We start from the raw sequence: 21,917 nt of genomic DNA on the forward strand, positions 1-21,917 counted from the left end.
TGATTAAATGACAGATACAATGCTTATTGGAATTATAAAAGATGCAATGCTTGTAGCTTTAAAAGTTTCAGGACCATTTTTAGGAGTTGCTATAGTTCTTGGTCTTGTTATAAGTATAATTCAAGCTACAACACAAATACAGGAGCAGACTTTAACTTTTGTTCCAAAGCTTTTAGGGATAGCAGCAGTAGGATTATTTTTAGGATCTTGGATGTTACATACAGTAATGCAATTTACAGAACAGATTTTTAAGATAATAGCAACTATATCAAATTAGGGGGACAACAAATGGAGATAGAATCTATTGTAGCTTTAATTTTTATCTTTATAAGAGTTTCAGCTTTCTTTATAGTTGTACCAGTATTTTTTCCAAGTTCAAGCTCAAATATATTAAAAGTTATATTTGCATTAATATTATCATTTGTTCTTATGCCTGTAGTAAGTAGGGTAGATATTTTAAATATAAATAGCGATATAGGGCTTATATTAAATATTTTAAATGAAGTGATTTCAGGAATAGTCCTTGGTTTTGCAGTATCAATATGGTTTCACTTTATAAGTATGGCTGGAAGTTTTGTAGATTTGCAAATGGGTCTATCTATGTTAAGCATGTATGATCCTAATACAAAAACAAATTCAACTTTACTTTCTAATGTAACTCATTGGGTAGCAATTATTATATTTTTTATAATAGATGGTCACCACATGCTTATAAGAATGATTAGAGAAAGTTTTGAGATTATTCCACTAGGAGGAAATATTTTATCCCAGCAAAGTACAGGAATTATTATAGAAGCTATTATTAGTTATTTTATTTTAGCTCTTAGGATATCAATTCCATTAGTGATGATAATAATAGTTTCAGATTTAGTTATGGGTCTTATATCAAGAAGTGTACCACAACTTAATGTAATGGTTCTTGGCATGCCTATAAAAATAGTAGTTGGGATTGTAAGTTTTTTAATATCACTACCAATAATAATAGATGTTATAGTTTCAGGAATTAATCTGATTCCTGATTTGATTAAATCAATTTTTACTACTATCCCAATAATATTTATTTTCTCAGAAGAGAAAACAGAGGAAGCCACACCAAAAAAGAAGGCAGATTCAAGAAAAAAAGGTCAGATTCCTAAAAGTAAGGAAGTATCAACAGCTCTTACTCTGGGAACAATACTTTTAGTTATTACTGCTTTTGGCTCTTTTATTGTGACATCCTTTAAAAAATTGCTTATACATTATTTTTCGTATGATTTTGGAAAAGCTTTAAGTGAATTTGATATAAATAATAATTTTTTACTTGGTTTATCAAAATTTATATCACTTTTTCTAGCTATAGCTTTGCCTATAATGATAGTTGGTGTTGCTGCAAGTTTACTTCAAACAGGCTTTATGGCAAGTGGAGAAGGGCTTAAACCTTCATTAGATAAGATAAATCCAATAAAGGGAATGAAAAATATGTTTTCTACAAGAAAGTTAATTGACCTTGTAAAAAATATTTTAATAGTAAGTTTGCTTGCTTATATTGGATTTGATTTTGTAAAGAATAATTATGAAAAGCTTATAAAGCTTGGAAGCCTATATTTACCTAGTTTTGGTGTAGAGTTTAAATCTTTATTAGTTGGAATAATTTTTAGAATAGTTTTAGTTTCTATAGTTATAGCAGCAGCAGATTATTTTATGCAATTTAAAATGCATCAAAAAGATATGAAGATGACAAAGCAAGAAATAAAAGAAGAATCAAAACAAGCAGAAGGGGACCCTCATATTAAGGGGAAAAGAAAACAAAAGCAAAGAGAGTTAGCAATGAATAGAATGATGCAAGCCGTACCTGATGCAACAGTAGTAATAACTAACCCAACTCATATTTCTATAGCTTTGAAATATGAAAAAGGGGTAAAAGACTATGTTCCAAAAGTTGTTGCGAAAGGAGCTGATAATATAGCTCTTAAAATAAAAGAGATTGCTAAAGAACATAAAGTTCCAGTTGTAGAAAATAGAGCTTTAGCAAGACTTATGTATGAGACAGTTGATATTGACCAGGATATACCTGTCGAAATGTATCAGGCAGTAGCTGAGATATTAGCAGTTATATATAAGCTTGATAAATAAATGGACAGCTTAGAAAAGAGGGGAAAATATTGAATTTAAAAAATATTAGTATAAAAGCTAATAAAGATGTTTTAGTTGCATTTGGAGTAATAGGAATTATTTTAATGATAATAATCCCACTTCCATCACCAGTACTAGATGTACTTTTAGCATTAAATATTACTATATCAGTAGTTATAACACTTATAACTATGTTTACGACAAATGTTTTGCAATTATCAGTGTTTCCAACCTTACTACTTATTACAACTTTATTTAGACTTGGACTTAATATTTCATCAACAAGACTTATTTTAAGTGAAGGGGAAGCAGGTTCGATTATTTCAGCTTTTGGAGAATTTGTTATTGGTGGAAATTATGTAGTTGGAATTATTATATTTTTAATAATTATAATAATTCAGTTTATGGTTATAACAAGTGGGGCTGGAAGAGTTTCAGAAGTATCAGCTAGATTTACTTTAGATGCTATGCCAGGTAAACAGATGAGTATAGATGCTGATTTAAATTCAGGCCTTATAAACGAAGCAGAAGCAAAAATAAGAAGAAGAGATTTGCAGCTTGAAGCAGATTTTTATGGAGCAATGGATGGGGCTTCTAAGTTTGTAAAAGGAGATGCAATAGCTGGAATAATAGTTACAGTAATAAATATTATTGGTGGAATTATTATTGGAGTAGCTATGTTAAATATGGAATTTGGACAAGCTGCTACTACATATGTAAATTTAACAGTTGGTGATGGGCTTGTGAGTCAGATACCTGCACTTTTAATTTCAACAGCATCAGGTATTTTAGTAACTCGTTCTGGAACATCAGAAAACTTTGGAACTGTTGTAACTAAACAACTTACAGCTTTTCCAATAGCATTAGCACTTGCTTCATTTTTAATGTTTGCATTAGCAATAGTACCTAATATGCCTAAAGCACCATTTTTAATTTTATCAGTTCTTACAGGTGCATCAGCATATTTTGTTTATAAAGATGAAGAAAAGAAAGAACAAGAAAGTATAGCTAAAGAAGTTGAACAAGTTGAAGAACTTGAAAGAAAAGAGCCAGAAAATGTTATGGATTTAATATCAGTAGAGCCTATTGAAATAGAAATCGGTTATGGTCTTATTCCATTAGCAGATGAAAGTGCTGGTGGAGATTTACTTCAAAGAATAGCTTCTGTAAGAAGACAATGTGCAATAGAAATGGGAATAGTAGTACAGCCTATAAGAATAAGAGATAATTTACAGCTTAAGACTAATGAATATTTAATAAAACTTAGGGGGACAGTTATAAGTTCATCAGAAGTTATGCCAGGAATGATTTTAACAATGGACCCAACAGGTGATATGGAAGAAATAAGTGGTATAAAAACAGTGGAACCAACATTTGGTCTTCCAGCAGTCTGGATAAATCAAGATCAAAGAGAAGATGCTGAAATAAGAGGTCTAACAGTTGTTGACCCAACTACTGTTATGGTTACTCATCTTACAGAGACTATAAAATCACATTCATATGAATTACTTGGAAGACAAGAAGTTAAAATTATAGTTGATAATGTTAGAGAGAAATATAGTGCAGTTGTTGAAGAATTAATTCCAGACCTTTTAACTATAGGAGAATTACAAAAAGTATTACAAAGCTTATTAAGAGAAAAAGTTCCTATAAAAGATATGGTAACTATAATGGAGTCACTTGCTGATAATTCCAGAAATACTAAAGATACAGAAGTACTTACTGAATACGTTAGATTTTCATTATCAAGAATGATTTGTAATCAGATAGTTGATGAAGAAAGAGCTGTAACAGTAATAACTCTAGATAATTCTTTAGAACAGCTTATAGCTTCAAATACTCAAAAATCAATACAAGGTTCATTCCCTGTAATTGATCCAGATACTAGTACAAAAATCTATAATGCTATAAAGGAAAAAATAGAATCAGTTTATTTTTATAATAATCAGGCAGTTATATTGGTTTCACCTAATATAAGAGCGTCATTTAGAAGATTTATAGAAATGATTTTCCCGCATGTAATGGTTGTTTCACTTAATGAAATCCCAAATGATGTTCAAATAAAGGCAGAAGGAGTAGTGACTATATAGATGTTAGTGAAAAAATATATTGTAAATAATATGAATGAAGCCATGACTAGAATTAGATATGAACTTGGGAATGATGCTGTAATTATATCTCAAAGAAAAGTTAGAAAAGCTGGGATAGCAGGATTTTTTACAAATAAATTAATAGAAGTAACAGCAACAAAAGACAATAGTTATAACAATGTTAAAAAAGAAGAAAATAATGAGTCTCTAGATGCTATTAAAGAGCTTATGAAAAAGGAAATTTATTCTAGAAAGGAGAATATTAAAGAAAAAGAAGAAATTTTGCAGAATAACAAAGAAGAAAAGGAAATTTATAAAGAATTTAAGGAATTAAAATCTTTAGTAGAGAAGCTTGTAGATAAAGAAGTGAAAAATGAAAATTCCCTTAGACAGAGATTTAAAGAGCAAGACGTTATAGATGAAGCTATTGAGGAAATATTTGAGGGGATAAAGGAAGAGGATACTCAAGTTATAGAGAAAAGAATAAGACAAAAAATAAAAGTAGAGAAAGCTATTTTAAAGGGGAAAACTGTTTTAGTTGGTCCAACAGGTGTTGGAAAGACTACTACTATTGCAAAACTTGCTGGTAAGTTATCCTTAAATGAAAATAAATTAGTTGGACTTATAACAATAGATACATATAGGATTGGAGCTGTAGAGCAATTAAAGACATATGCTGAGATAATGAATATTCCATTTAAAGTTGTAATGACTTTAAAAGAGATGGAACTTGCTATAGACTCAATGAAAGATTGTGATGTTATTTTAATAGATACTACTGGTAGAAGTAGTAGAAATATAATGCAAATATCAGAACTTAAAACTTTTATTGAAAAATTAGAACCAGATAATATAAGTCTTGTTATTTCTGCTACTACAAAGAATAAGGATTTAATTTCTATAATAAATGGTTATAAGGGCTTAGCTTATAAAGATATCATAATTACTAAATTAGATGAGACAATATCACTTGGTACATTACTTAACATTGCTCATATTAGTAAATTACCTATAAGATTTGTAACAACAGGACAGAATGTTCCAAATGATATAAAACAATGTTCTCCAGAAGAAGTTATGAATGAAATTTTAGGGAGAGAGTATTTATGCTAGATCAGGCTGCAATTTTAAGGGACTTAGTAAGAGAAAAGAAAAAATTAGAGTTTAGTGAGATAAAAAATAAAAAGGCTAGAGTTATAACTATAAGCTCAGGTAAAGGTGGAGTTGGTAAAAGTAATATTGTTGTAAACCTTGCGATATTGCTTAGACAAAAAGGATTAAAGGTTCTTGTATTTGATGCTGATGTAGGAATGGGAAATGATGATGTCCTTTTAGGAATTTATCCAAAGCATAATATTTATGATGTAGTTTTAAATGGTATGAATATAATTGATGTTATAGAAGATGGACCAGAAGGGATAAAACTTTTATCTGGAGGAAGTGCTGTAAATAAAATAGAAGAATTCTCAGATGAGCAAAGAGATAAATTTTTAAAATCATTAGCTATGTTAGAAGATTATGATTATATTCTTATGGATACTGGTGCAGGGGTAAGTAAAACAGTATTAGGATTAATAGCAGCTTGTGATGAATTATTTATTGTAACTACACCAGAACCTACTTCACTTACTGATGCGTATAGTCTGATGAAAGCAAGTAAGCATTTTAATTTGAAAACTGAAAGTAAGATTATTATAAATAGAAGCTTTTCGGAAAAAGAGGCAAGGGAAACTTATTTCAAGTTAAAAAAAGTAGGTGAAAAGTTTTTAAATGTTAAGTTAGATTATTTAGGATTTATATTTGAAGATAGGAAACTTGTAGAATCTGTTAGACAGCAGATACCTGTGGTTATTAATTATCCTTCCTCTGATACAGCAAAATGTTTGAGAAAAATAGCAAACTCTATTTGTAAGACAAATGATAAAGAGAGTAATGGGTTTGATGGATTTTTTAAAAAGTTATTTTATATATTTTCTTAGGGAGGATCTATGGTGAAGAGGTTTAAGTTAGAGGTTAATAATAATATAGAAATTTATGAGGATGATAAAGTTTATAAAAGTAGGATACAGTCAGTTAATGATGATGAAATTTATATAGATATTCCTTTACATAATAATGAATATTTAATATTAAATAAGGGTGATGATATTCATTTAATTAAATATGGTAATGAAGGTAGTGTTTATGAGCTTAGTTGTAAAGTTATAGATAGAAAAATTGAGGGGAATATTAGATTATATAGACTTTCAGAGCCATATGATATTAAGAAAATTCAAAGAAGAAATTATGTTAGGGTAGAGACAATAAGAGGAATAAAGTGTTTTAGAAAAGATGAAGAATTTAACGCCTTAATCTTAGATTTAAGTGGTGGTGGAATGAAAATTAAGAGTAATAAAAAACTAGAGATAGATGAAGAGATAGTAAGCTTTGTAAAAACAGATGATGGCAAATTTATGGTAAAAGGAAAAATTATTAGAGTAGAAGAGACAAGCTTCAATCAATATAGTTTAGGAATAGAATTTGTAGATATCGAGGAAAGAACTAGAGAAAAAATAATTAAACTTGTATTTTCTATAATGAGAAAACAGATGGAGCTAATCTAAGGGGGAGTTTTTAGATGCTTACACAGCTTGAGGGGATAGATAAAAAAATAGTTATTGAAAAATATATTCCATTGGTAAAACATATTGCTGGAAAGGTAATTATGGGAAAGAGCAGATATATTGAATATGATGATTTAGTAGGCTATGGAATGTTAGGATTAATGGATGCTTTTAATAAATTTAACCCTGATAAAGGGATGAAGTTTTCTACTTATGCTTCTATAAGAATAAAGGGAGCTATGATTGATGAAATGAGAAGAAATAGTCCTATATCAAAAGGAGCTATGGATAAACTTAATAAATATAATCAAGCCTTAGAAGTTCTTCAAACAAGATTATTAAGAGAACCAACATATAAGGAAATAGCTGAAGAGTTAAAGATAAGTGATAAAGAAGTTTCTGAAATAGAAAGATATATAAATTATATTTCTATGATTTCTTTAGATACAATAATTTTTACTGATGATGAAGTTACTATAAATAGTGTTTTAGAGGATACTTCAAGTCCAAGACCTGAGAAGATTTTAGAAGGAAAAGAAGAGGTTGATATGCTTGCTAGATGTATAGATGAGCTTAATGAAAGAGATAGAACTATTTTGAACCTATATTATTATGAAAATCTTACATTAAAAGCAATTGGAAATGTACTTGATGTATCAGAATCAAGAGTATGTCAGCTTCATAGTAGAGCTATTAGTAACCTTAAAAAAGTTATGAAAGAAATAAGTTATATATAGATAGAATTGTAGGGTGAAGATAATGATTATAATTTTATTTTTAGTAGCTTTAGCGTTAATTATTATAAATATAAAAGCTATTAAAAGTGAAGATAAAAATAATTTTGAAAATATACTTATTAATAAGGAACAAAGTACAAATAAAGTTGATATTGAAATACTAAAGATAAGAAAAGATTTAAGTGAGACTATTATAGAACTGCAAAGAGAAATAGTGGATTTAAAGGAAGAGGTAAGACTTTTAAAACTTGCTCATATAAACAGTAATAATTTAGATTTTTATAATAATGATAATAAAAATGTACATATAAAGATTAATAATAATTCTCAAGACTCTGAAGAAATAATAAAAAAGGACGATAATAAGTTAAAGGAAAATAAAAATACTTCTAATGTGCTTAAAGTTAAAAATTTAATAGAGCTTGGAATAGAGGATGATGAGATTTGTAGAAGACTTCAAATAGGTAAGGGGGAATTATTATTAATAAAAGATTTATACAAATAGGAAAAAAGTTTATAGATTCTTTTACTGATAGAAAGCTTTTATTTGGAGTTGGTATAGGAATATTAATAGGAAGCTTTAGTATGTTTTTTTCACAGTATAATTTAGAGGTTTCAAAATCTAAAATAGAACAAAAAGCCAGAATTTATGGTATGCACTATGAAGATGAGTGTAAGGTTATTTTTAGTGAGGATGTGAAAAAGTGATAAGAGGATTATATACAGCAGTTTCAGGAATGATAAGTCTTGAAGCAAAGCAAAGTAGCATAACTAGTAATCTAGCAAATATCAATACTAATGGATATAAAGCAGAGGAAGTAAATTTAAAATCTTTCGATGAAGTTATGATTCAAAATAGAGATAATAAAAATAATGTAACAAAAGGAATTGGAACACTTAGTCTGGGAGTACAGATAGATGGAACATCAATTAGAAAAGAGCAAGGTATTTTAAAAGCTACAGATAAAACTACTGACTTTGCAATAGATGATGAGGGCTATTTTATAGTAAATAGAGGTAATGAAAATTATTATACTAAAAATGGTAGTTTTAGAGTTAGTACTAATGGTTATCTTGTAAATAGTTCAGGGCTTAATGTTATGGGAATAAATAAAAGAACTAATAATTTAGAACCTATTTATGTTGGGACTGATAATTTTGTTATGAATGATAGAAATGAGCTTAGTGTAAATGGAGAAGAAGCTGTGTATAAAATTGCTACAGCTACATTTGATAAAGATGAAGATATAAGTAAAATAGGAGAAAACTTATATTCATCACAAAATCCAAATCTAAATAGTGTTGTATATATAGCACAAGGAGCTTTAGAAGAATCTAATGTGAATCTTGTTGATGAGATGGTAAATATGCTTAGTGTTATGAGAGCTTTTGAAACTAATCAAAAGATAGTGCAAAGTATTGATGAAACATTAGGGAAAGCAGCAAATGAAATTGGATCTGTAAGATAGACAATAAAGTGAGGGGATAAAATGCATAGAATTTTATGGAATGGTCAAAGTGCTATGAATGCTAATCAAATAAAATTAGATATAATATCAAATAATATAGCTAATATGAGTACTAATGGCTATAAAAGGGTAGAAGTTAATTTTAAAGATTCTTTGAAAGAGTCATTAGAAGGAAGAGGTTATCCGAGTACCAATAAAGGTTCTTTTACTGGAACAGGGGTTATAGCTGGAGAAACTAGTAGAGAACATTATCAAGGAGCTCTTTTAGAAACAGGAATTTCAACAGATCTTGGAATTGATGGTCTTGGTATGTTTAAAGTAACAGATGCATATGGAAAAGAGTTTTATACTAGGGATGGTTCATTTATTATAGATATTAATGGGGATATAGTTGATTCAAATGGAAATAAATTAGATATTGAATATACACAAGAATATTTGAATCTTAAAAATCAGGGGTTTGATACTCTAGATAGTAAAAATTTTATAGTTGATTCAGAAGGAAAAATTTTTAGAAAATATGATGGAAGACTTATTAATGTAGGTAAGGTTCCATTATATTCAGCAAATGGAAGTGACCCGTATATATCAGTAGGAAAAAATTTATTTATTCCTAAAGATAATGTGCAGATAAATAAAATAAATGATACATCTATATATCAAGGAAAGCTTGAGGCTTCAAATGTTGATATAGGTCAAGAATTTTCAGATATGATAATAACTCAAAGGGCCTTTCAACTTGGTTCAAAGAGTATAACTACTGCTGATGAGATGTGGAGTATGGTAAATAATATGAGATCTAAATAAAAAAAGCTGTCTTTTTAGACAGCTTTTTTATTTAGATTATCTTGCTAATAAAGCGTTTGTTAATGGAGGTACTACTTGTTTCTTTCTTGATAATACTCCTTTTAGGAATACTGTATTATCTACAAGTTTTACTCCGAATGCTTCTTCAGCTATTGCAGGATCTTCTCCAGCTACAAGAACTTGAGAACCTTCTTCTATAATATCTGTTAATAGAAGCATTGTCATTTTAGCTCCTATTTCATCAGCTTTCTTTTGCATGTATTCAAGCATTTCGTCCTTTAATTCATTCATGAATCCATCAATATCCATTGTGTTAACTTGAGCAACACCAACTTTAGTTCCTTGGATTACAAATGGCTTAAAGTCTTGGTTGAATATTTGTTCAACTGTTTTACCACTTAATGAAGTACCAGCCTTAAGGAATTCTTTTCCGTAAGTTTGTAAATCAATACCTGCTATCTTAGCAAGTTTTTCTGCCATATCTCTATCTTCTTGTGTGCAAGTAGGTGACTTAAATAGTAATGAGTCTGAGATAATAGCTGAACACATAAGACCAGCTGCTTCTTTTGATGGTGTTATACCATTTTCAAAGAATCTCTTACCAACTATTGTTGAACAACATCCAACAGGTTCATTTCTAAAGTAGATTGGGTGACCTGTTTGAATATCAGCAACTCTGTGGTGGTCTATTATTTCTAATAAATGAGCTTCATCTAATCCATCAACTGATTGGCCTCTTTCATTGTGGTCTACTTGGATAACTTTCTTTTTATGTTGTGTGATTAAGTGATATCTAGCAAGCATTCCAGCAAACTTATTGTTTTCATCTAATATAGGGTAGCTGCTGTGTCTTGATTCACTCATAACTTTTTTAGCATCATCAACTAAATCATCAAGTGAAACAGAAATTATGTTTTCACTTGTCATAAGGAATTTAACTGGTAAACTTTGAACTATAAGTTTACTTGTTGTAAATGAATCATAAGGTGTACATATTATTGTAACACCAGCTTCCTTAGCTAATTTAATTAATTCTTCGTTAGCTTTATGACCACCAGCGATAACTATTAATGAAACTCTTTGATTTATAAGAGTTTCTATTGTATCAGGTCTATCTCCAACTATAGCAATATCACCTGCATCTATAAATGAAGTAAGTGATTCAGGTTGCATAGCAGCAACTACTAATTTACCTGGGAATAATTTAACTGCTTCATTAACATTTTGAATTTCTGCATCTAAAGTTTCCACTATATTTTCAAGAGGTGTTTCACTCTTTGCAAGTATTTTATTATCTAAAACATCCATATATGTAGCTGTAATATTTGATGTAGCAACTAAACCTACTAAATTATTATCTTCATCAACTATAGGCATTGTCTTTGTATTTTTTTCGTTCATTAAAGTCCAAGCTTTTCTAATTGAAACATTTGGATGTATTGCTTCTATTTTATCAAAATCTAAATCTTCAACTTTTAGTCTAACAGTCTCAATAAATTGAGGTGCTTCAACATTAAAATAGTCAAGAGCATATTGAGTTTCTTGACTTACATTTCCAAGTCTTACTGGAACTGCAGGAATATCTTGAGTTTTATTTTTAAATTCTGCATATGAAATTGCTGCACAAATAGAATCTGAATCAGGATTCTTATGTCCAGTTACATAAATTACGTCTTTCATCTGTAAAATCTCCTTTGCATAAATAACTTTATTAATATTTTAAGGCTTATATAAGTAATTGTAAAGTTTAATAGCTTTAATATTTATATAAGTTCTAAATGTAGCTATACATAACATATATTATTTATGAAGTTTAATGATAAGGAGGGAGTATAAGGTGGAAAATTTAAAACATGAAAAGCTTATGTTAAGAGGATTAACAACTGCAGAAGCTGAAAAAAGACAAAAACAATATGGATTAAATGAAATTATAAAGAAAAATAAGATATCACCAATTAGAATATTTTTATCTCAATTTAATGATTTTATAACTTGGGTTTTGCTTGGAGCTACTGTTATATCAGGAATTATGGGAGATACAGCAGATGCTATAACTATTTGTATAATTGTTATTTTAAATGCAATATTAGGTTTTATTCAGGAATTTAAAACTGAAAAATCGTTAGATGCACTTCAATCTATGGCATCACCAACTTGTAAAGTGTTTAGAGATAATAATGTTAAAGTAATTAATGCAAATGAAGTAACTATTGGGGATATTATTATTTTAGAAGCTGGAGATAGAATACCTGCAGATGGAGAAATTGTAGAGTGCAACAATTTTGTTATAGATGAATCAATACTTACAGGAGAATCAGTAGGAGTAACTAAAAGTATAAATAGAGGTAGTAATTATGCTTTTATGGGTACTACAGTAATTAAGGGAAAAGCTTGTTTAAAAGTTAATCAAATAGCTATGGATACTGAAATGGGTAAAATAGCTAATATGCTTGATAATATAGAAGTAGAAAAATCTCCATTAAAAGAAAAGTTAGAGGGACTTGGAAAAGTTCTTGTTGTAGCTTGTTTAATTGTTTGTGCTTTAGTTACAGTTCTTGGAGTTATAAGAGGAAATCCTATCGGAGATATGTTTCTTTTAGGAGTAAGTCTTGCTGTTGCAGCTATTCCAGAAGGACTTACAGCTATAGTTACAGTTGCATTAGCTCTTGGGGTATCAAGAATGTTAAATAGAAAAGCTCTAGTAAGAAAATTACCAGCAGTTGAAACTTTAGGATGTACATCTGTTATATGTAGTGATAAAACAGGAACACTTACTCAAAATAATATGACTGCTAAAGAAGTCTTTGTTGATGGAAGATTCTTTAAAGTAGATCAAGATGGAGTTCCAGAAAACAATAAGCTTATGAAAAGTTTTGTTTATTGTAATGATTGTAGTTATGATTTCTCAGAAACTAATATAGAGAAAGCTTTACATGGAGATCCAACAGAAACAGCACTTATTAAACTTTATTTTAAAGATGTAGCAAGACTTGAAAAAATAACAGCAGGAATAAATAGAGTTTTTGATATACCATTTGATTCATCAAGAAAAATGATGTCAGTTGTAGTTAAAGAAGCAGGTAGAGAAGTAGCCTATGTTAAGGGGGCTCCAGAAAGATTAATAGATAAATGTACTCATATACTTGAAAATGGAACTGTAAAACTTCTTACATTCCAAAAGAAAAAGCAAATAGCAGATGCTATGGATAATATGAGTAGAAGAGCATTAAGATGTATTGGAGGAGCTTATAAAGAATCAGGTATTTCAAAAAATGAAAGCTTAGAGTCTGATCTTATATTTGTAGGATTTGTTGGAATAATAGACCCTCCAAGAAAAGAAGTAAAAGATGCTGTACTTAAATGTAAACTTGCAGGAATTAAACCTGTAATGATAACAGGAGATCATAAAAACACTGCTTATGCTATAGGAAGAGAACTTGGCATAACTAATTCTGAGTCACAAGTTATTACTGGTGAACAATTAGAAAAAATGAGTGATAAAGAACTTAAAGCAAAAGTTGAAAATATTAGAATATTTGCAAGAGTAACACCTACTCATAAATTAAGAATAGTTAGAGCATTTAAGAAAAATGGTAATATAGTTGCAATGACAGGAGATGGAGTTAATGATGCTCCAGCAATTAAAGAAGCTGATATCGGGGTAGCTATGGGGATATCAGGAACAGATGTAACTAAGGAAGCATCAGCTATGATATTAATGGATGATAACTTCCAAACAATAGTTGCAGCTGTAGAAGAAGGTAGAAGTATTTATGATAATATAAGAAAATTTATAAGATATCTTTTATCTTGTAATATAGGTGAAGTTTTAACAATGTTTTTAGCAAGTTTATTTTCACTACCAATACCAATGTTACCTATACAAATCTTATTTGTTAATCTTGCAACAGATGGGCTTCCAGCAATTGCCCTTGGAGTAGACCCAGCTGATATGGATATAATGAATCAGAGACCTAGAGATAAAAATGAAAGTATATTTGCGAGAGGATTAACTGAAAAGATAGTTATAAGAGGAGCTTTAATAGGAATTTGTACTTTATTATCATTCTTAGTGGGAATGTATTATAAGATGGATATTGCAACTTGTAGAACAATGGCACTTAGTACACTTGTAATGTCTCAGCTTATACATGTATTTGAATGTAGATCAGAAAGGCATTCAATATTTGAAATAAAACTATTTACTAATCCTTATTTAGTTGGAGCAGTATTAGTATCTATAACAATGTTATGTTCAATTTTATATATTCCTTTCTTTGCATCAATATTCCATACAGTACCACTTGGAGTTAAGCATTGGCTTTATGTAATTTTCTTCTCATCAATAATAGCATTCATAAATAGCTTATATTTGCTTATCAAAGTTAGAAAAAAATAGAGTGAAAAAAGAACTGCTTTAAAATAGTTTTGCTATTTTAAACAGTTCTTTTTTTTATCTCATTCTTGTTTGTTGCTGTCTAGTTTTCTTTAATTGTGAATGATCTACAGGAACTAAATCTTGTTTAATTGTCAGATTAAGCACATTACTAATTTCTATGAATTCTTTACCATCCTTAACAGTCTTAAGACCTTGAATAATAACATTGTTTCCTTGTTTTACTGGAACAAATGTAGCTTTTTTAAACCATTTATTTTTATTGTAAACACATTTTGATATAACTCTGCTTCTATCAGGTCTAACCATTAAAGTTACACTTAGTTTATGGAATATCCAAAGTATAGTTTTTTCTTCTAATTTAACTGAAAGAACACTTCCTTGAAATTGAGTTAATCTATCTCCGTACTTTTCTAAATATGAATCAGTGTAATATTTGGATAATTTTTCTTTAAATCCCATACTAATACTCCTTTTTACTTAATAATATAATAAAAAAATAATTGCAATTTATGTTAAACATTAAACATATCTAATATTATAACATATCGATTACATTTATAAAACTTATTTTAAACAAGTAATTTAGAGGAAGTAAGTTTAAAATATTAAGAAAATGTAGACAAATATAATAAGTAGTTAATAAAGTATAATTTAATTAAACGAGGGTAGACTAATTAGTATAACTGATTTATAATAAAGTATAGTATATATTAACTCATAGGAGGCTGAAACATGGACAAACAACAATTAGCATCAATGATAGATCACACTATATTAAAAGCAGATGCAACAAGAGAATCAGTAGAAAAAATATGTAAGGAAGCGTTAGAATATAAATTTGCTTCAGTTTGTATTAATCCAGCTAATGTAGAATTAGCGGCAGAGATGCTAAAGGGTAGTGAAGTTAAGGTATGTACTGTAATAGGTTTCCCTTTAGGTGCAAATACTTCAGAAGTTAAGGCTTTTGAAACTAAGGATGCAATAGCTAAAGGTGCAGATGAAGTTGATATGGTAATTAATATCGGAAGACTTAAAGATAAAGATTATGAATATGTAAAAAATGATATTAAAGCAGTAGTTGAAGCTGCTAAAGGAAAGGCACTTACAAAGGTTATTATTGAAACATGTCTTTTAACTGATGAAGAAAAGGTTAAGGTTTGTGAACTTTCAAAAGAAGCAGGGGCTGATTTTGTTAAAACATCAACAGGATTCTCAACAGGAGGAGCAACTCCAGAAGATATAAAATTAATGAGAGAAACTGTTGGGCCAGATATGGGAGTAAAAGCTTCAGGTGGAGTTAGAAGTTTTGAAGATGCTAAAGCAGTTATAGAAAATGGTGCTACAAGAATAGGAGCTTCATCATCAATAACAATTTGTGAAGGCGGAGTTTCAAGCTCAGATTATTAATTTATAGAAAATACTTAGAGACTATATCTAAATTAATTTAGATATAGTCTTTTTTATTAAATATAATTAGGATTACTTTAGTTATGAAGTTTGTCGAAAATAAAATTATAGAAAATTACACTAAAATGCTCCCTAAATGTATAAATTAGAATATTAATATAGTATATTACTTTAAAGGAGGGAGCTGCTCTAACAAACTTAAAATCTTTTAGTAGATTTAGTTTTTCGAGTAGAAAATTATGAAAAGAGAGTTAACTCCAAGAGAAATAATCTACAACACTAGTTTTTTAGTAGAAGAGAAATTAAATAAAGAGAATATCTTAGAGTGTAATAATGTCTATAAAACAATAAAGGAAGCTTTAAATATAGACAAAGAAGGCTTTAATGTTTATTTAGTAGATAGCTTTTCTAATAAAAAAATAAAAGAAATGGTTGAAAGCATAAGTACTATAATGCTTGAAAGAGAAAAGCCTAATGATATTTGCTATGCCACCTTGGACAATGAGAGAGAACCTAAGGTTTTAATTGTTAAAAATGGTTATGGATTAAAACTAAAAGAGCAGGTGGAAAATATAAAAGAGCTGTATTCTAGCAAGATTTATAGCTTTTACAATTCTTCTATAAATGATGAGAAGGAAAAAATAATAGATGATGTTAGTAGAAAGAGAAATAATTTTATAGAAGAATTGATAGATTCAGCTAAAGAAGAGGGGTTTGAGTTAAAAGCTACAACAGCAGGATTAACTTTTATTCCTATAGATGAAGATGAAAAAGATGAAACTATTTTAGAGAGTGAAGATGAGGATTTTATTGAAAAAATGGCTAAATTGAAAGATGGAGCTGAGGACATATTAGAAAAACTAAAAGAGGTGGAGGACCTTTCTATATATAGATTAAAAGATATTTTTAGAACTTATATAATAGAAGAAACTGAGGACTTAAAGGAAGATATTATAGAAGAGTTTGCGGAATTAGATGAGGCTAAAGAATATCTTTTAGATGTTTGTGAAAGTATAGAAGATAAGGTTGTAGATATATATTCTATGGCATATGAGGATGATGAAGAAAAAATAGCTGAAATTATTTCAAAATATTTAGTTAATATTTTAGTAGATAATAGTAAGGTAGAGCATCCTAGAGTTATATTTGAAGAAGACCCATCTATTAATAATCTTTTTGGTGGTATAGAATATGAAAATCATAATGGAGCTTACTCAACAAATGTATCTTTAATAAAAGCAGGTTCACTTCTTAAAGCTAATGAAGGTTGTATTGTGCTTAGGTTAAATTCTTTACTAACAAATCAAAGTAGTTATTATTATTTAAGAAGAGCTCTTTTAAATGGTAGGGTAAGTTTTGATTATGATAGAGGTTATTTAGAATTATTATCTTTAAATGGATTAAAACCTATGCCAATACCTATTAATGTGAAGGTTATTATAATAGGGGATTATAAGAGCTATGATGTCTTATATAATAATGATGAGGATTTTGCTAAAATTTTTGGAGTAAGAGCTGAATTTAATCCTTTAGTCAAAATAGATTCTGAAATTAAGAAAACTATGAAATATTATATAGATACCCTTGTAAAAGAAAAGCAAATTTTACCACTCTCGAATAAGGCAATTAATGAGATAGGAAAATATCTTTCAAGGAAAGCAGAGGATAGAAATAAAATATTTTGGGATGTTGATGAGCTAGAAAGAAATTTAATTCTAGCTAGTAATCATGCTGTAAGAAATAAAAAAGTAGAAATAAATGATAGTGATATTAGAGAAATAGCTTATAAAAGAAGTCCGTTAGAGGCTGAGTATCAAAAGATGTATTTAGATAAAAAAATACTACTTAATATAAATGATAATATTATAGGTAGTGTTAATGGGCTTGCTGTTATAGATAATGGATATTTAAGTTTTGGTAAGCCTATAAGAATAACTTGTGTTGTTTATAAAGGTCTTGGAAGAATAATAGATACCCAAAGAGAAAGTAATATGAGTGGAGCAATCCATAATAAGTCTGTAAATATATTAAGGGGATTTTTAAATAATTATTTAAATAATTATGAGACAACACCAGTAGACTTTCATTTAAGTTTTGAACAGATGTATGGTGGTTTGGATGGAGATAGTGCATCAGTTGCTGAAGTTATAGCAATGATTTCTTCTTTAAGTAAAATTCCAATAAGACAGACTATTGCAGTTACGGGATCTTTAAATCAATTTGGGGAAGTGCAACCTATTGGTGGAGTAAATGAAAAAATAGAAGGTTTCTTTAATATTTGTAATGTACTAGATACTCATATAGGTAAAGGAGTTTTAATTCCTGAAAGTAATAAAAATGAAATTATCCTTTGTAAAGAGATTGAGGAAGCAGTAGAAAAGGGTGAGTTTCATATATATACTATGCGAGATATAAGTGATGCTATGGAAATTTTAATGAGTGGAAATAATAATACTTTAGAAAATATCGCTACGGCTATAAATATAGAATTAGCAAAATATAAGTAGGATAAAAATGGATGCTTTAATTTTAAAGTATCCATTTTATTTTTTTTATAACTTATAAATATATGCAACAATAAATTGATTATGTTGACTCATAAAAATAAATATGTTAAAATATGGAAAAAGATTATTTGAAATTGGAGGTGTAATCCTTATGTATATAGATTTTAAAAATAAGGCTAAAACTCTTATAGTAGAGCTTTCAGGTGAGTTAGACCATCATAGTGCAGAGGAAGTGAGAGTAAAGATTGATGATAGAATTGATAGACAATTAATAGAAAAAGTTATTTTTGATTTTTCATCTGTAAGCTTTATGGATAGTTCAGGTATAGGAGTTATTATTGGGAGATATAAAAGAGTTTCTATGAGAGGTGGAAAGGTTGCTATAGCTTCAGTTAATCCTAGTATAAAGAGAATTTTTGATTTATCAGGTATGTTCAAAATAATAAATGTTTATCCAAATGTTAATGAAGCAGTAGAAAATCTTTAAAAGAGCGGGGGATTAAGTAATGAAAGAAAATAAGGTTAGAATAGAATTTTTAGCAAAGTCTGAAAATGAAGCTTTTGCTAGAGTATCAGTAGCTGCATTTATAGCTCAGTTAGATCCAACTATAGAAGAATTAACAGATATAAAAACAGCAGTTTCAGAGGCTGTTACTAATTCAATAATACATGGATATGGAAATGATGAGAGTAAGATTGTTGCAATAGAAGTTAGGATTGAAGGTAAAGAAATAGAGATATTAATTGAGGATAAGGGGGAAGGTATAGAGAATATAGAGCTTGCCAAAGAACCATTATATACTTCAAGGCCAGATCTTGAACGTTCAGGAATGGGCTTTACTGTTATGGAAACATTTATGGATGGACTAGAAGTAGATAGTCAGAGTGGAGTTGGAACTAGAGTAATAATGAAGAAAAAACTAAGAGAATTAGAATAGGTGAATGAATATGGAAGTATCTAATATCAATAAAAAGCCTAATTATGATATGAATAAAGAACTCATAACCCTTGCTCAAGAAGGGGATAAAGATGCTATGAATAAGCTAGTTGAAATAAATACTCCATTAGTATCTTCATTATGTAAGAAATTTTTGAATAGAGGATATGAGTATGAAGATATATTTCAATTAGGCTCTATGGGGCTTGTTAAAGCTATACAGAATTTTAATAATTCATATGATGTAAAGTTTTCTACTTATGCAGTTCCTATGATTCTTGGTGAAATTAAAAGGTTTTTAAGAGATGATGGAATAATAAAGGTTAGTAGAAATGTAAAAATAATGGCTCAAAAATTATATTTTTATAAAGAAGCTCTTGTTAAAGATTTAGGTAGAGAGCCTACTGTAGGAGAACTTGCAGATTATGCTTCAATAGATAAGGAAGAAGTTTTATTTGCTTTGGAATCTGTAAATAATATGCATTATCTTCATGATACTATACATCAAGATGAGGGTTCACCAATTTTATTAATCGATAAAATAAGTGAAAATCTAGAAGAGAATGATGATATGATAGAGAAAATAGCTTTAAAAGAAGCTATTAGAACTTTAGATGATAAATCTAGAAAAATAATTTTGCTTAGATATTTTAAAGATAAAACTCAGAGTGAGGTAGCAAAACTTCTAGGAATAAGTCAGGTTCAGGTTTCAAGAATAGAGAAAAAAATACTTGTTAATATTAAGGATAAATTAAAAGAGGACTAAATATGGATATGACAGAAAACATATATATTTATTTTTAAAATAGCTTTTAAGTAGTAATAACTATTTAAGAGCTATTTTTTTATTAAAATAATCGTGAAATTGAATAATAATCTTAATAAGATAAATACTAAATACAATTAGATTAAGAAAAGAGGGTGAGATTTATGAAACAAGATAAAGGTGAGAAGAAGATAGAGAAAAAGTTTAATGAACTTAAAGATGAAATACAACCAAAGCCAAAAGTATTTAGAAATTGTATAAATGCTTTTTGGATTGGTGGAGTTATTTGTCTTGTAGGGGAATTTATAAGAAAAATATTACTTAGTTACAATATTCCAGAAGAGCAAGTTGCTACATGGTTACCTATAATAATGATATTTATAGGAGCTCTTTTAACTGGTATAGGAGTATATGATAAGATTGCAAGTGTAGCAGGGGCTGGAACCTTAGTTCCTATAACAGGTTTTTCTAATGCTATAGTTTCACCAGCTATTGAATTTAAAAGTGAAGGTTTTATAGCAGGTGTTGGTGTAAAAATGTTTACTATTGCTGGACCAGTTTTAGTTTATGGGATATCAAGTTCTGTAGTAGTAGGGATTATTTATTATATATTATTAAGACTAGGGGTGGTGGTTTAATTTATGGAAACTAAAAGAATTGGAGAACAAACAATAATTTTAACTAATAAACCTAAAATATTAAAAACTACTAGTGTAGTTGGACCAAAAGAGGCAGAAGGACCATATGGGGATTATTTTGATATTACTCTTAGTGATGATAAAAATGGTAAGGAAAGTTTTGAAAAGGCTGAAACAAGTCTTATGTATACAGCAATAAAAGAAACTATAAAAAAAGGTGGACTTAAGGAAGAAGATATAGATTATTTATTTGCAGGAGACTTACTTAATCAAACAGGTTCTGCAAATTTTGCGGCTAGAGATTTTAATATACCTTTTTTAGGACTTTATGGTGCATGTTCTACAATGACTGAATCTTTGGGGCTTGCAGCTATTATGGTTGATGGAGGATATGCTAAATATTCAATAGCTTCAACTTCTTCACATTTTTCATCAGCAGAAAGACAATTTAGATTTCCCTTAGAATATGGTGCGCAAAGAAAAGAGCCATCTCAATGGACTGTAACAGGTTCAGGTGCAATGTTATTAGGTAGTGAAGGAGATTTCCCTTATGTAACTCATGTAACTACTGGTAAAGTAAAAGATTATGGTATAAAAGATCCAGAAAATATGGGCCTTGCTATGGCACCAGCAGCTGTGGATACTATCTATAAACATTTTAAAGATACAGGTAGATCTCAAGATGATTATGATTTAATAGCAACTGGTGACCTTGGAAAAATAGGAAAAGAAATGACTGAAAAACTTTTATTAGAATATGGATATGACATAAGACAAAAATTTATTGATTGTGGAGATGTCATTTATGATAAAGAAATGCAAAAAACTCATTCAGGTGGAAGTGGCTGTGGTTGCTCAGCTGTAATAAGTTGTTCATATATATATAAAGGACTTTTAAGTGGTCATTTTAAAAGAGTTTTAATAATATCAACAGGTGCATTACTTAGTCCTTCTTATACTTTACAAGGAGAAAGTGTTCCAGGAATAGCTCATGCAGTAGCTATAGAATATATGAAGGAGGAAGAAAAATAATGAGTGGATATATATGGGCATTTATAATTGGAGGCCTTATTTGTGTTATTGGGCAACTTCTTATTGATTTAGCTAATTTAACTCCAGCACAGGTTTTAGTATCTTTTGTTGTTATAGGAACTATTTTAGGAGCTTTAGGACTTTATCAAAAGTTAGCTCTTTTAGGTGGAGCAGGAGCTACAGTTCCGATACCTGGTTTTGGATTATCACTTGCTAAAGGGGTAATGAAAGCTGTAAGAGAATATGGTTTTCTAGGAGCTTTTACAGGAGGAGCAGTTGGAACAGCTGGTGGAATAACAGCTGCTGTAGTTTTTGGATATATAATGGCACTTATTTTTAATCCTAAAACAAAATAATTTTAATTATATTAGAAAAATACAGACATTTAATTGTTTGTATTTTTTTATTGTAT

22 protein-coding genes are annotated in these 21,917 nt (G+C 29.0%); 20 read left to right on the forward strand and 2 right to left on the reverse strand.

The window, feature by feature from the left end:
* Window positions 1–7: 7 nt before the first annotated feature.
* From fliQ to BN8917_RS06790, 11 genes are all read left to right on the forward strand, one after another.
* Window positions 8–277 (forward strand): flagellar biosynthesis protein FliQ, encoded by a 270-nt coding sequence (fliQ, locus tag BN8917_RS06745; RefSeq protein ID WP_066872318.1) that lies wholly within the window; start codon window positions 8–10, stop codon window positions 275–277.
* Between the two features lie 11 nt (window positions 278–288).
* Window positions 289–2,112, forward strand: coding sequence for a fused FliR family export protein/FlhB family type III secretion system protein (locus BN8917_RS06750; protein ID WP_066872321.1), 1,824 nt, complete (start codon window positions 289–291; stop codon window positions 2,110–2,112).
* Between the two features lie 26 nt (window positions 2,113–2,138).
* Complete coding sequence (gene flhA / locus BN8917_RS06755) at window positions 2,139–4,202, forward strand: flagellar biosynthesis protein FlhA (RefSeq protein ID WP_066872324.1); 2,064 nt, start codon at window positions 2,139–2,141, stop codon at window positions 4,200–4,202.
* Window positions 4,203–5,315 carry a flagellar biosynthesis GTPase FlhF gene (gene flhF / locus BN8917_RS06760; RefSeq protein WP_066872327.1) on the forward strand — a complete coding sequence of 371 codons (1,113 nt, stop codon included), beginning with the start codon at window positions 4,203–4,205 and terminating at the stop codon, window positions 5,313–5,315.
* Window positions 5,309–6,181 carry a MinD/ParA family protein gene (locus BN8917_RS06765; protein WP_066872331.1) on the forward strand — a complete coding sequence of 291 codons (873 nt, stop codon included), beginning with the start codon at window positions 5,309–5,311 and terminating at the stop codon, window positions 6,179–6,181. The genes flhF and BN8917_RS06765 overlap by 7 nt, the downstream gene beginning before the upstream one ends.
* Before the next feature lie 12 nt (window positions 6,182–6,193).
* On the forward strand, window positions 6,194–6,805 hold the full coding sequence (locus tag BN8917_RS06770; RefSeq protein WP_066872334.1) for a flagellar brake protein: 612 nt from the start codon (window positions 6,194–6,196) through the stop codon (window positions 6,803–6,805).
* 14 nt (window positions 6,806–6,819) lie between these two features.
* Window positions 6,820–7,542 carry a FliA/WhiG family RNA polymerase sigma factor gene (locus tag BN8917_RS06775; protein WP_066872337.1) on the forward strand — a complete coding sequence of 241 codons (723 nt, stop codon included), beginning with the start codon at window positions 6,820–6,822 and terminating at the stop codon, window positions 7,540–7,542.
* 22 nt (window positions 7,543–7,564) lie between these two features.
* Window positions 7,565–8,047 (forward strand): hypothetical protein, encoded by a 483-nt coding sequence (locus BN8917_RS06780; RefSeq protein WP_084748520.1) that lies wholly within the window; start codon window positions 7,565–7,567, stop codon window positions 8,045–8,047.
* A gap of 80 nt (window positions 8,048–8,127) precedes the next feature.
* Window positions 8,128–8,250, forward strand: coding sequence for a hypothetical protein (locus BN8917_RS14695; protein ID WP_265327634.1), 123 nt, complete (start codon window positions 8,128–8,130; stop codon window positions 8,248–8,250).
* Entirely contained in the window at window positions 8,247–9,011 is a 765-nt protein-coding gene (locus BN8917_RS06785) for a flagellar hook-basal body complex protein (RefSeq protein ID WP_066872340.1), read from the forward strand. The genes BN8917_RS14695 and BN8917_RS06785 overlap by 4 nt, the downstream gene beginning before the upstream one ends.
* 21 nt (window positions 9,012–9,032) lie before the next feature.
* Window positions 9,033–9,818: a flagellar hook-basal body complex protein gene (locus BN8917_RS06790; protein ID WP_066872343.1), complete on the forward strand. Its 786-nt coding sequence runs from the start codon at window positions 9,033–9,035 to the stop codon at window positions 9,816–9,818.
* 36 nt (window positions 9,819–9,854) lie between these two features.
* Here the strand turns inward: BN8917_RS06790 and BN8917_RS06795 are convergent, their stop codons facing one another.
* Window positions 9,855–11,498, reverse strand: coding sequence for a putative manganese-dependent inorganic diphosphatase (locus tag BN8917_RS06795; RefSeq protein ID WP_066872346.1), 1,644 nt, complete (start codon window positions 11,496–11,498; stop codon window positions 9,855–9,857).
* Between the two features lie 184 nt (window positions 11,499–11,682).
* Between BN8917_RS06795 and BN8917_RS06800 the strand changes: the two genes are divergently transcribed.
* Complete coding sequence (locus tag BN8917_RS06800) at window positions 11,683–14,217, forward strand: cation-translocating P-type ATPase (protein WP_235830026.1); 2,535 nt, start codon at window positions 11,683–11,685, stop codon at window positions 14,215–14,217.
* A gap of 54 nt (window positions 14,218–14,271) precedes the next feature.
* On the opposite strand, the gene BN8917_RS06805 is transcribed toward BN8917_RS06800, so the two are convergent.
* Window positions 14,272–14,676, reverse strand: coding sequence for a hypothetical protein (locus BN8917_RS06805; RefSeq protein WP_066872352.1), 405 nt, complete (start codon window positions 14,674–14,676; stop codon window positions 14,272–14,274).
* Window positions 14,677–14,949: 273 nt separating this feature from the next.
* Between BN8917_RS06805 and deoC the strand changes: the two genes are divergently transcribed.
* The 8 genes from deoC to spoVAE all read left to right on the forward strand — a co-directional run bounded on the left by deoC (window position 14,950) and on the right by spoVAE (window position 21,861).
* Window positions 14,950–15,624, forward strand: a complete 675-nt coding sequence (gene deoC / locus BN8917_RS06810) for a deoxyribose-phosphate aldolase (RefSeq protein ID WP_066872355.1) — start codon at window positions 14,950–14,952, stop codon at window positions 15,622–15,624.
* 239 nt (window positions 15,625–15,863) lie between these two features.
* Entirely contained in the window at window positions 15,864–18,131 is a 2,268-nt protein-coding gene (locus tag BN8917_RS06815; protein ID WP_066872358.1) for an AAA family ATPase, read from the forward strand.
* Between the two features lie 151 nt (window positions 18,132–18,282).
* A complete protein-coding gene (spoIIAA, locus tag BN8917_RS06820; protein ID WP_066872361.1) occupies window positions 18,283–18,618 on the forward strand; it encodes an anti-sigma F factor antagonist in 336 nt (111 codons plus the stop codon).
* 19 nt (window positions 18,619–18,637) lie between these two features.
* A complete protein-coding gene (spoIIAB, locus tag BN8917_RS06825; RefSeq protein WP_066872364.1) occupies window positions 18,638–19,069 on the forward strand; it encodes an anti-sigma F factor in 432 nt (143 codons plus the stop codon).
* Between the two features lie 10 nt (window positions 19,070–19,079).
* The gene (gene sigF, locus BN8917_RS06830) at window positions 19,080–19,835 is read left to right on the forward strand and encodes an RNA polymerase sporulation sigma factor SigF (protein ID WP_066872368.1); all 756 of its coding nucleotides are present in this window, start codon (window positions 19,080–19,082) and stop codon (window positions 19,833–19,835) included.
* A 164-nt stretch (window positions 19,836–19,999) separates the two neighbouring features.
* Complete coding sequence (gene spoVAC / locus BN8917_RS06835; RefSeq protein ID WP_066872371.1) at window positions 20,000–20,473, forward strand: stage V sporulation protein AC; 474 nt, start codon at window positions 20,000–20,002, stop codon at window positions 20,471–20,473.
* A 3-nt stretch (window positions 20,474–20,476) separates the two neighbouring features.
* Entirely contained in the window at window positions 20,477–21,505 is a 1,029-nt protein-coding gene (gene spoVAD, locus BN8917_RS06840) for a stage V sporulation protein AD (protein WP_066872374.1), read from the forward strand.
* Window positions 21,505–21,861 (forward strand): stage V sporulation protein AE, encoded by a 357-nt coding sequence (gene spoVAE / locus BN8917_RS06845; protein WP_066872377.1) that lies wholly within the window; start codon window positions 21,505–21,507, stop codon window positions 21,859–21,861. Before spoVAD ends, spoVAE begins: the two co-directional genes overlap by 1 nt.
* Window positions 21,862–21,917: the final 56 nt, after the last annotated feature.

Origin of the sequence: Clostridium mediterraneense, assembly GCF_900091705.1 — a bacterium.
In the GTDB taxonomy this organism is placed as follows: Bacteria; Bacillota; Clostridia; order Clostridiales; family Clostridiaceae; genus Sarcina; species Sarcina mediterraneense.

Excerpts from the sequence above, each read along its gene's own strand:
- BN8917_RS06805 (WP_066872352.1), bottom strand. The coding sequence starts at position 14,676 with ATGGGATTTAAAGAAAAATTATCCAAATATTACACTGATTCATATTTA.
- BN8917_RS06780 (WP_084748520.1), top strand. The coding sequence starts at position 7,565 with ATGATTATAATTTTATTTTTAGTAGCTTTAGCGTTAATTATTATAAAT.
- spoVAD (WP_066872374.1), top strand. The coding sequence starts at position 20,477 with ATGGAAACTAAAAGAATTGGAGAACAAACAATAATTTTAACTAATAAA.
- BN8917_RS06750 (WP_066872321.1), top strand. The coding sequence starts at position 289 with ATGGAGATAGAATCTATTGTAGCTTTAATTTTTATCTTTATAAGAGTT.
- sigF (WP_066872368.1), top strand. The coding sequence starts at position 19,080 with ATGGAAGTATCTAATATCAATAAAAAGCCTAATTATGATATGAATAAA.
- BN8917_RS14695 (WP_265327634.1), top strand. The coding sequence starts at position 8,128 with ATGTTTTTTTCACAGTATAATTTAGAGGTTTCAAAATCTAAAATAGAA.
- deoC (WP_066872355.1), top strand. The coding sequence starts at position 14,950 with ATGGACAAACAACAATTAGCATCAATGATAGATCACACTATATTAAAA.
- spoIIAB (WP_066872364.1), top strand. The coding sequence starts at position 18,638 with ATGAAAGAAAATAAGGTTAGAATAGAATTTTTAGCAAAGTCTGAAAAT.
- flhF (WP_066872327.1), top strand. The coding sequence starts at position 4,203 with ATGTTAGTGAAAAAATATATTGTAAATAATATGAATGAAGCCATGACT.
- BN8917_RS06775 (WP_066872337.1), top strand. The coding sequence starts at position 6,820 with ATGCTTACACAGCTTGAGGGGATAGATAAAAAAATAGTTATTGAAAAA.
- BN8917_RS06800 (WP_235830026.1), top strand. The coding sequence starts at position 11,683 with ATGTTAAGAGGATTAACAACTGCAGAAGCTGAAAAAAGACAAAAACAA.
- spoVAE (WP_066872377.1), top strand. The coding sequence starts at position 21,505 with ATGAGTGGATATATATGGGCATTTATAATTGGAGGCCTTATTTGTGTT.
- fliQ (WP_066872318.1), top strand. The coding sequence starts at position 8 with ATGACAGATACAATGCTTATTGGAATTATAAAAGATGCAATGCTTGTA.
- BN8917_RS06790 (WP_066872343.1), top strand. The coding sequence starts at position 9,033 with ATGCATAGAATTTTATGGAATGGTCAAAGTGCTATGAATGCTAATCAA.
- BN8917_RS06815 (WP_066872358.1), top strand. The coding sequence starts at position 15,864 with ATGAAAAGAGAGTTAACTCCAAGAGAAATAATCTACAACACTAGTTTT.
- BN8917_RS06795 (WP_066872346.1), bottom strand. The coding sequence starts at position 11,498 with ATGAAAGACGTAATTTATGTAACTGGACATAAGAATCCTGATTCAGAT.
- BN8917_RS06765 (WP_066872331.1), top strand. The coding sequence starts at position 5,309 with ATGCTAGATCAGGCTGCAATTTTAAGGGACTTAGTAAGAGAAAAGAAA.
- spoVAC (WP_066872371.1), top strand. The coding sequence starts at position 20,000 with ATGAAACAAGATAAAGGTGAGAAGAAGATAGAGAAAAAGTTTAATGAA.
- spoIIAA (WP_066872361.1), top strand. The coding sequence starts at position 18,283 with ATGTATATAGATTTTAAAAATAAGGCTAAAACTCTTATAGTAGAGCTT.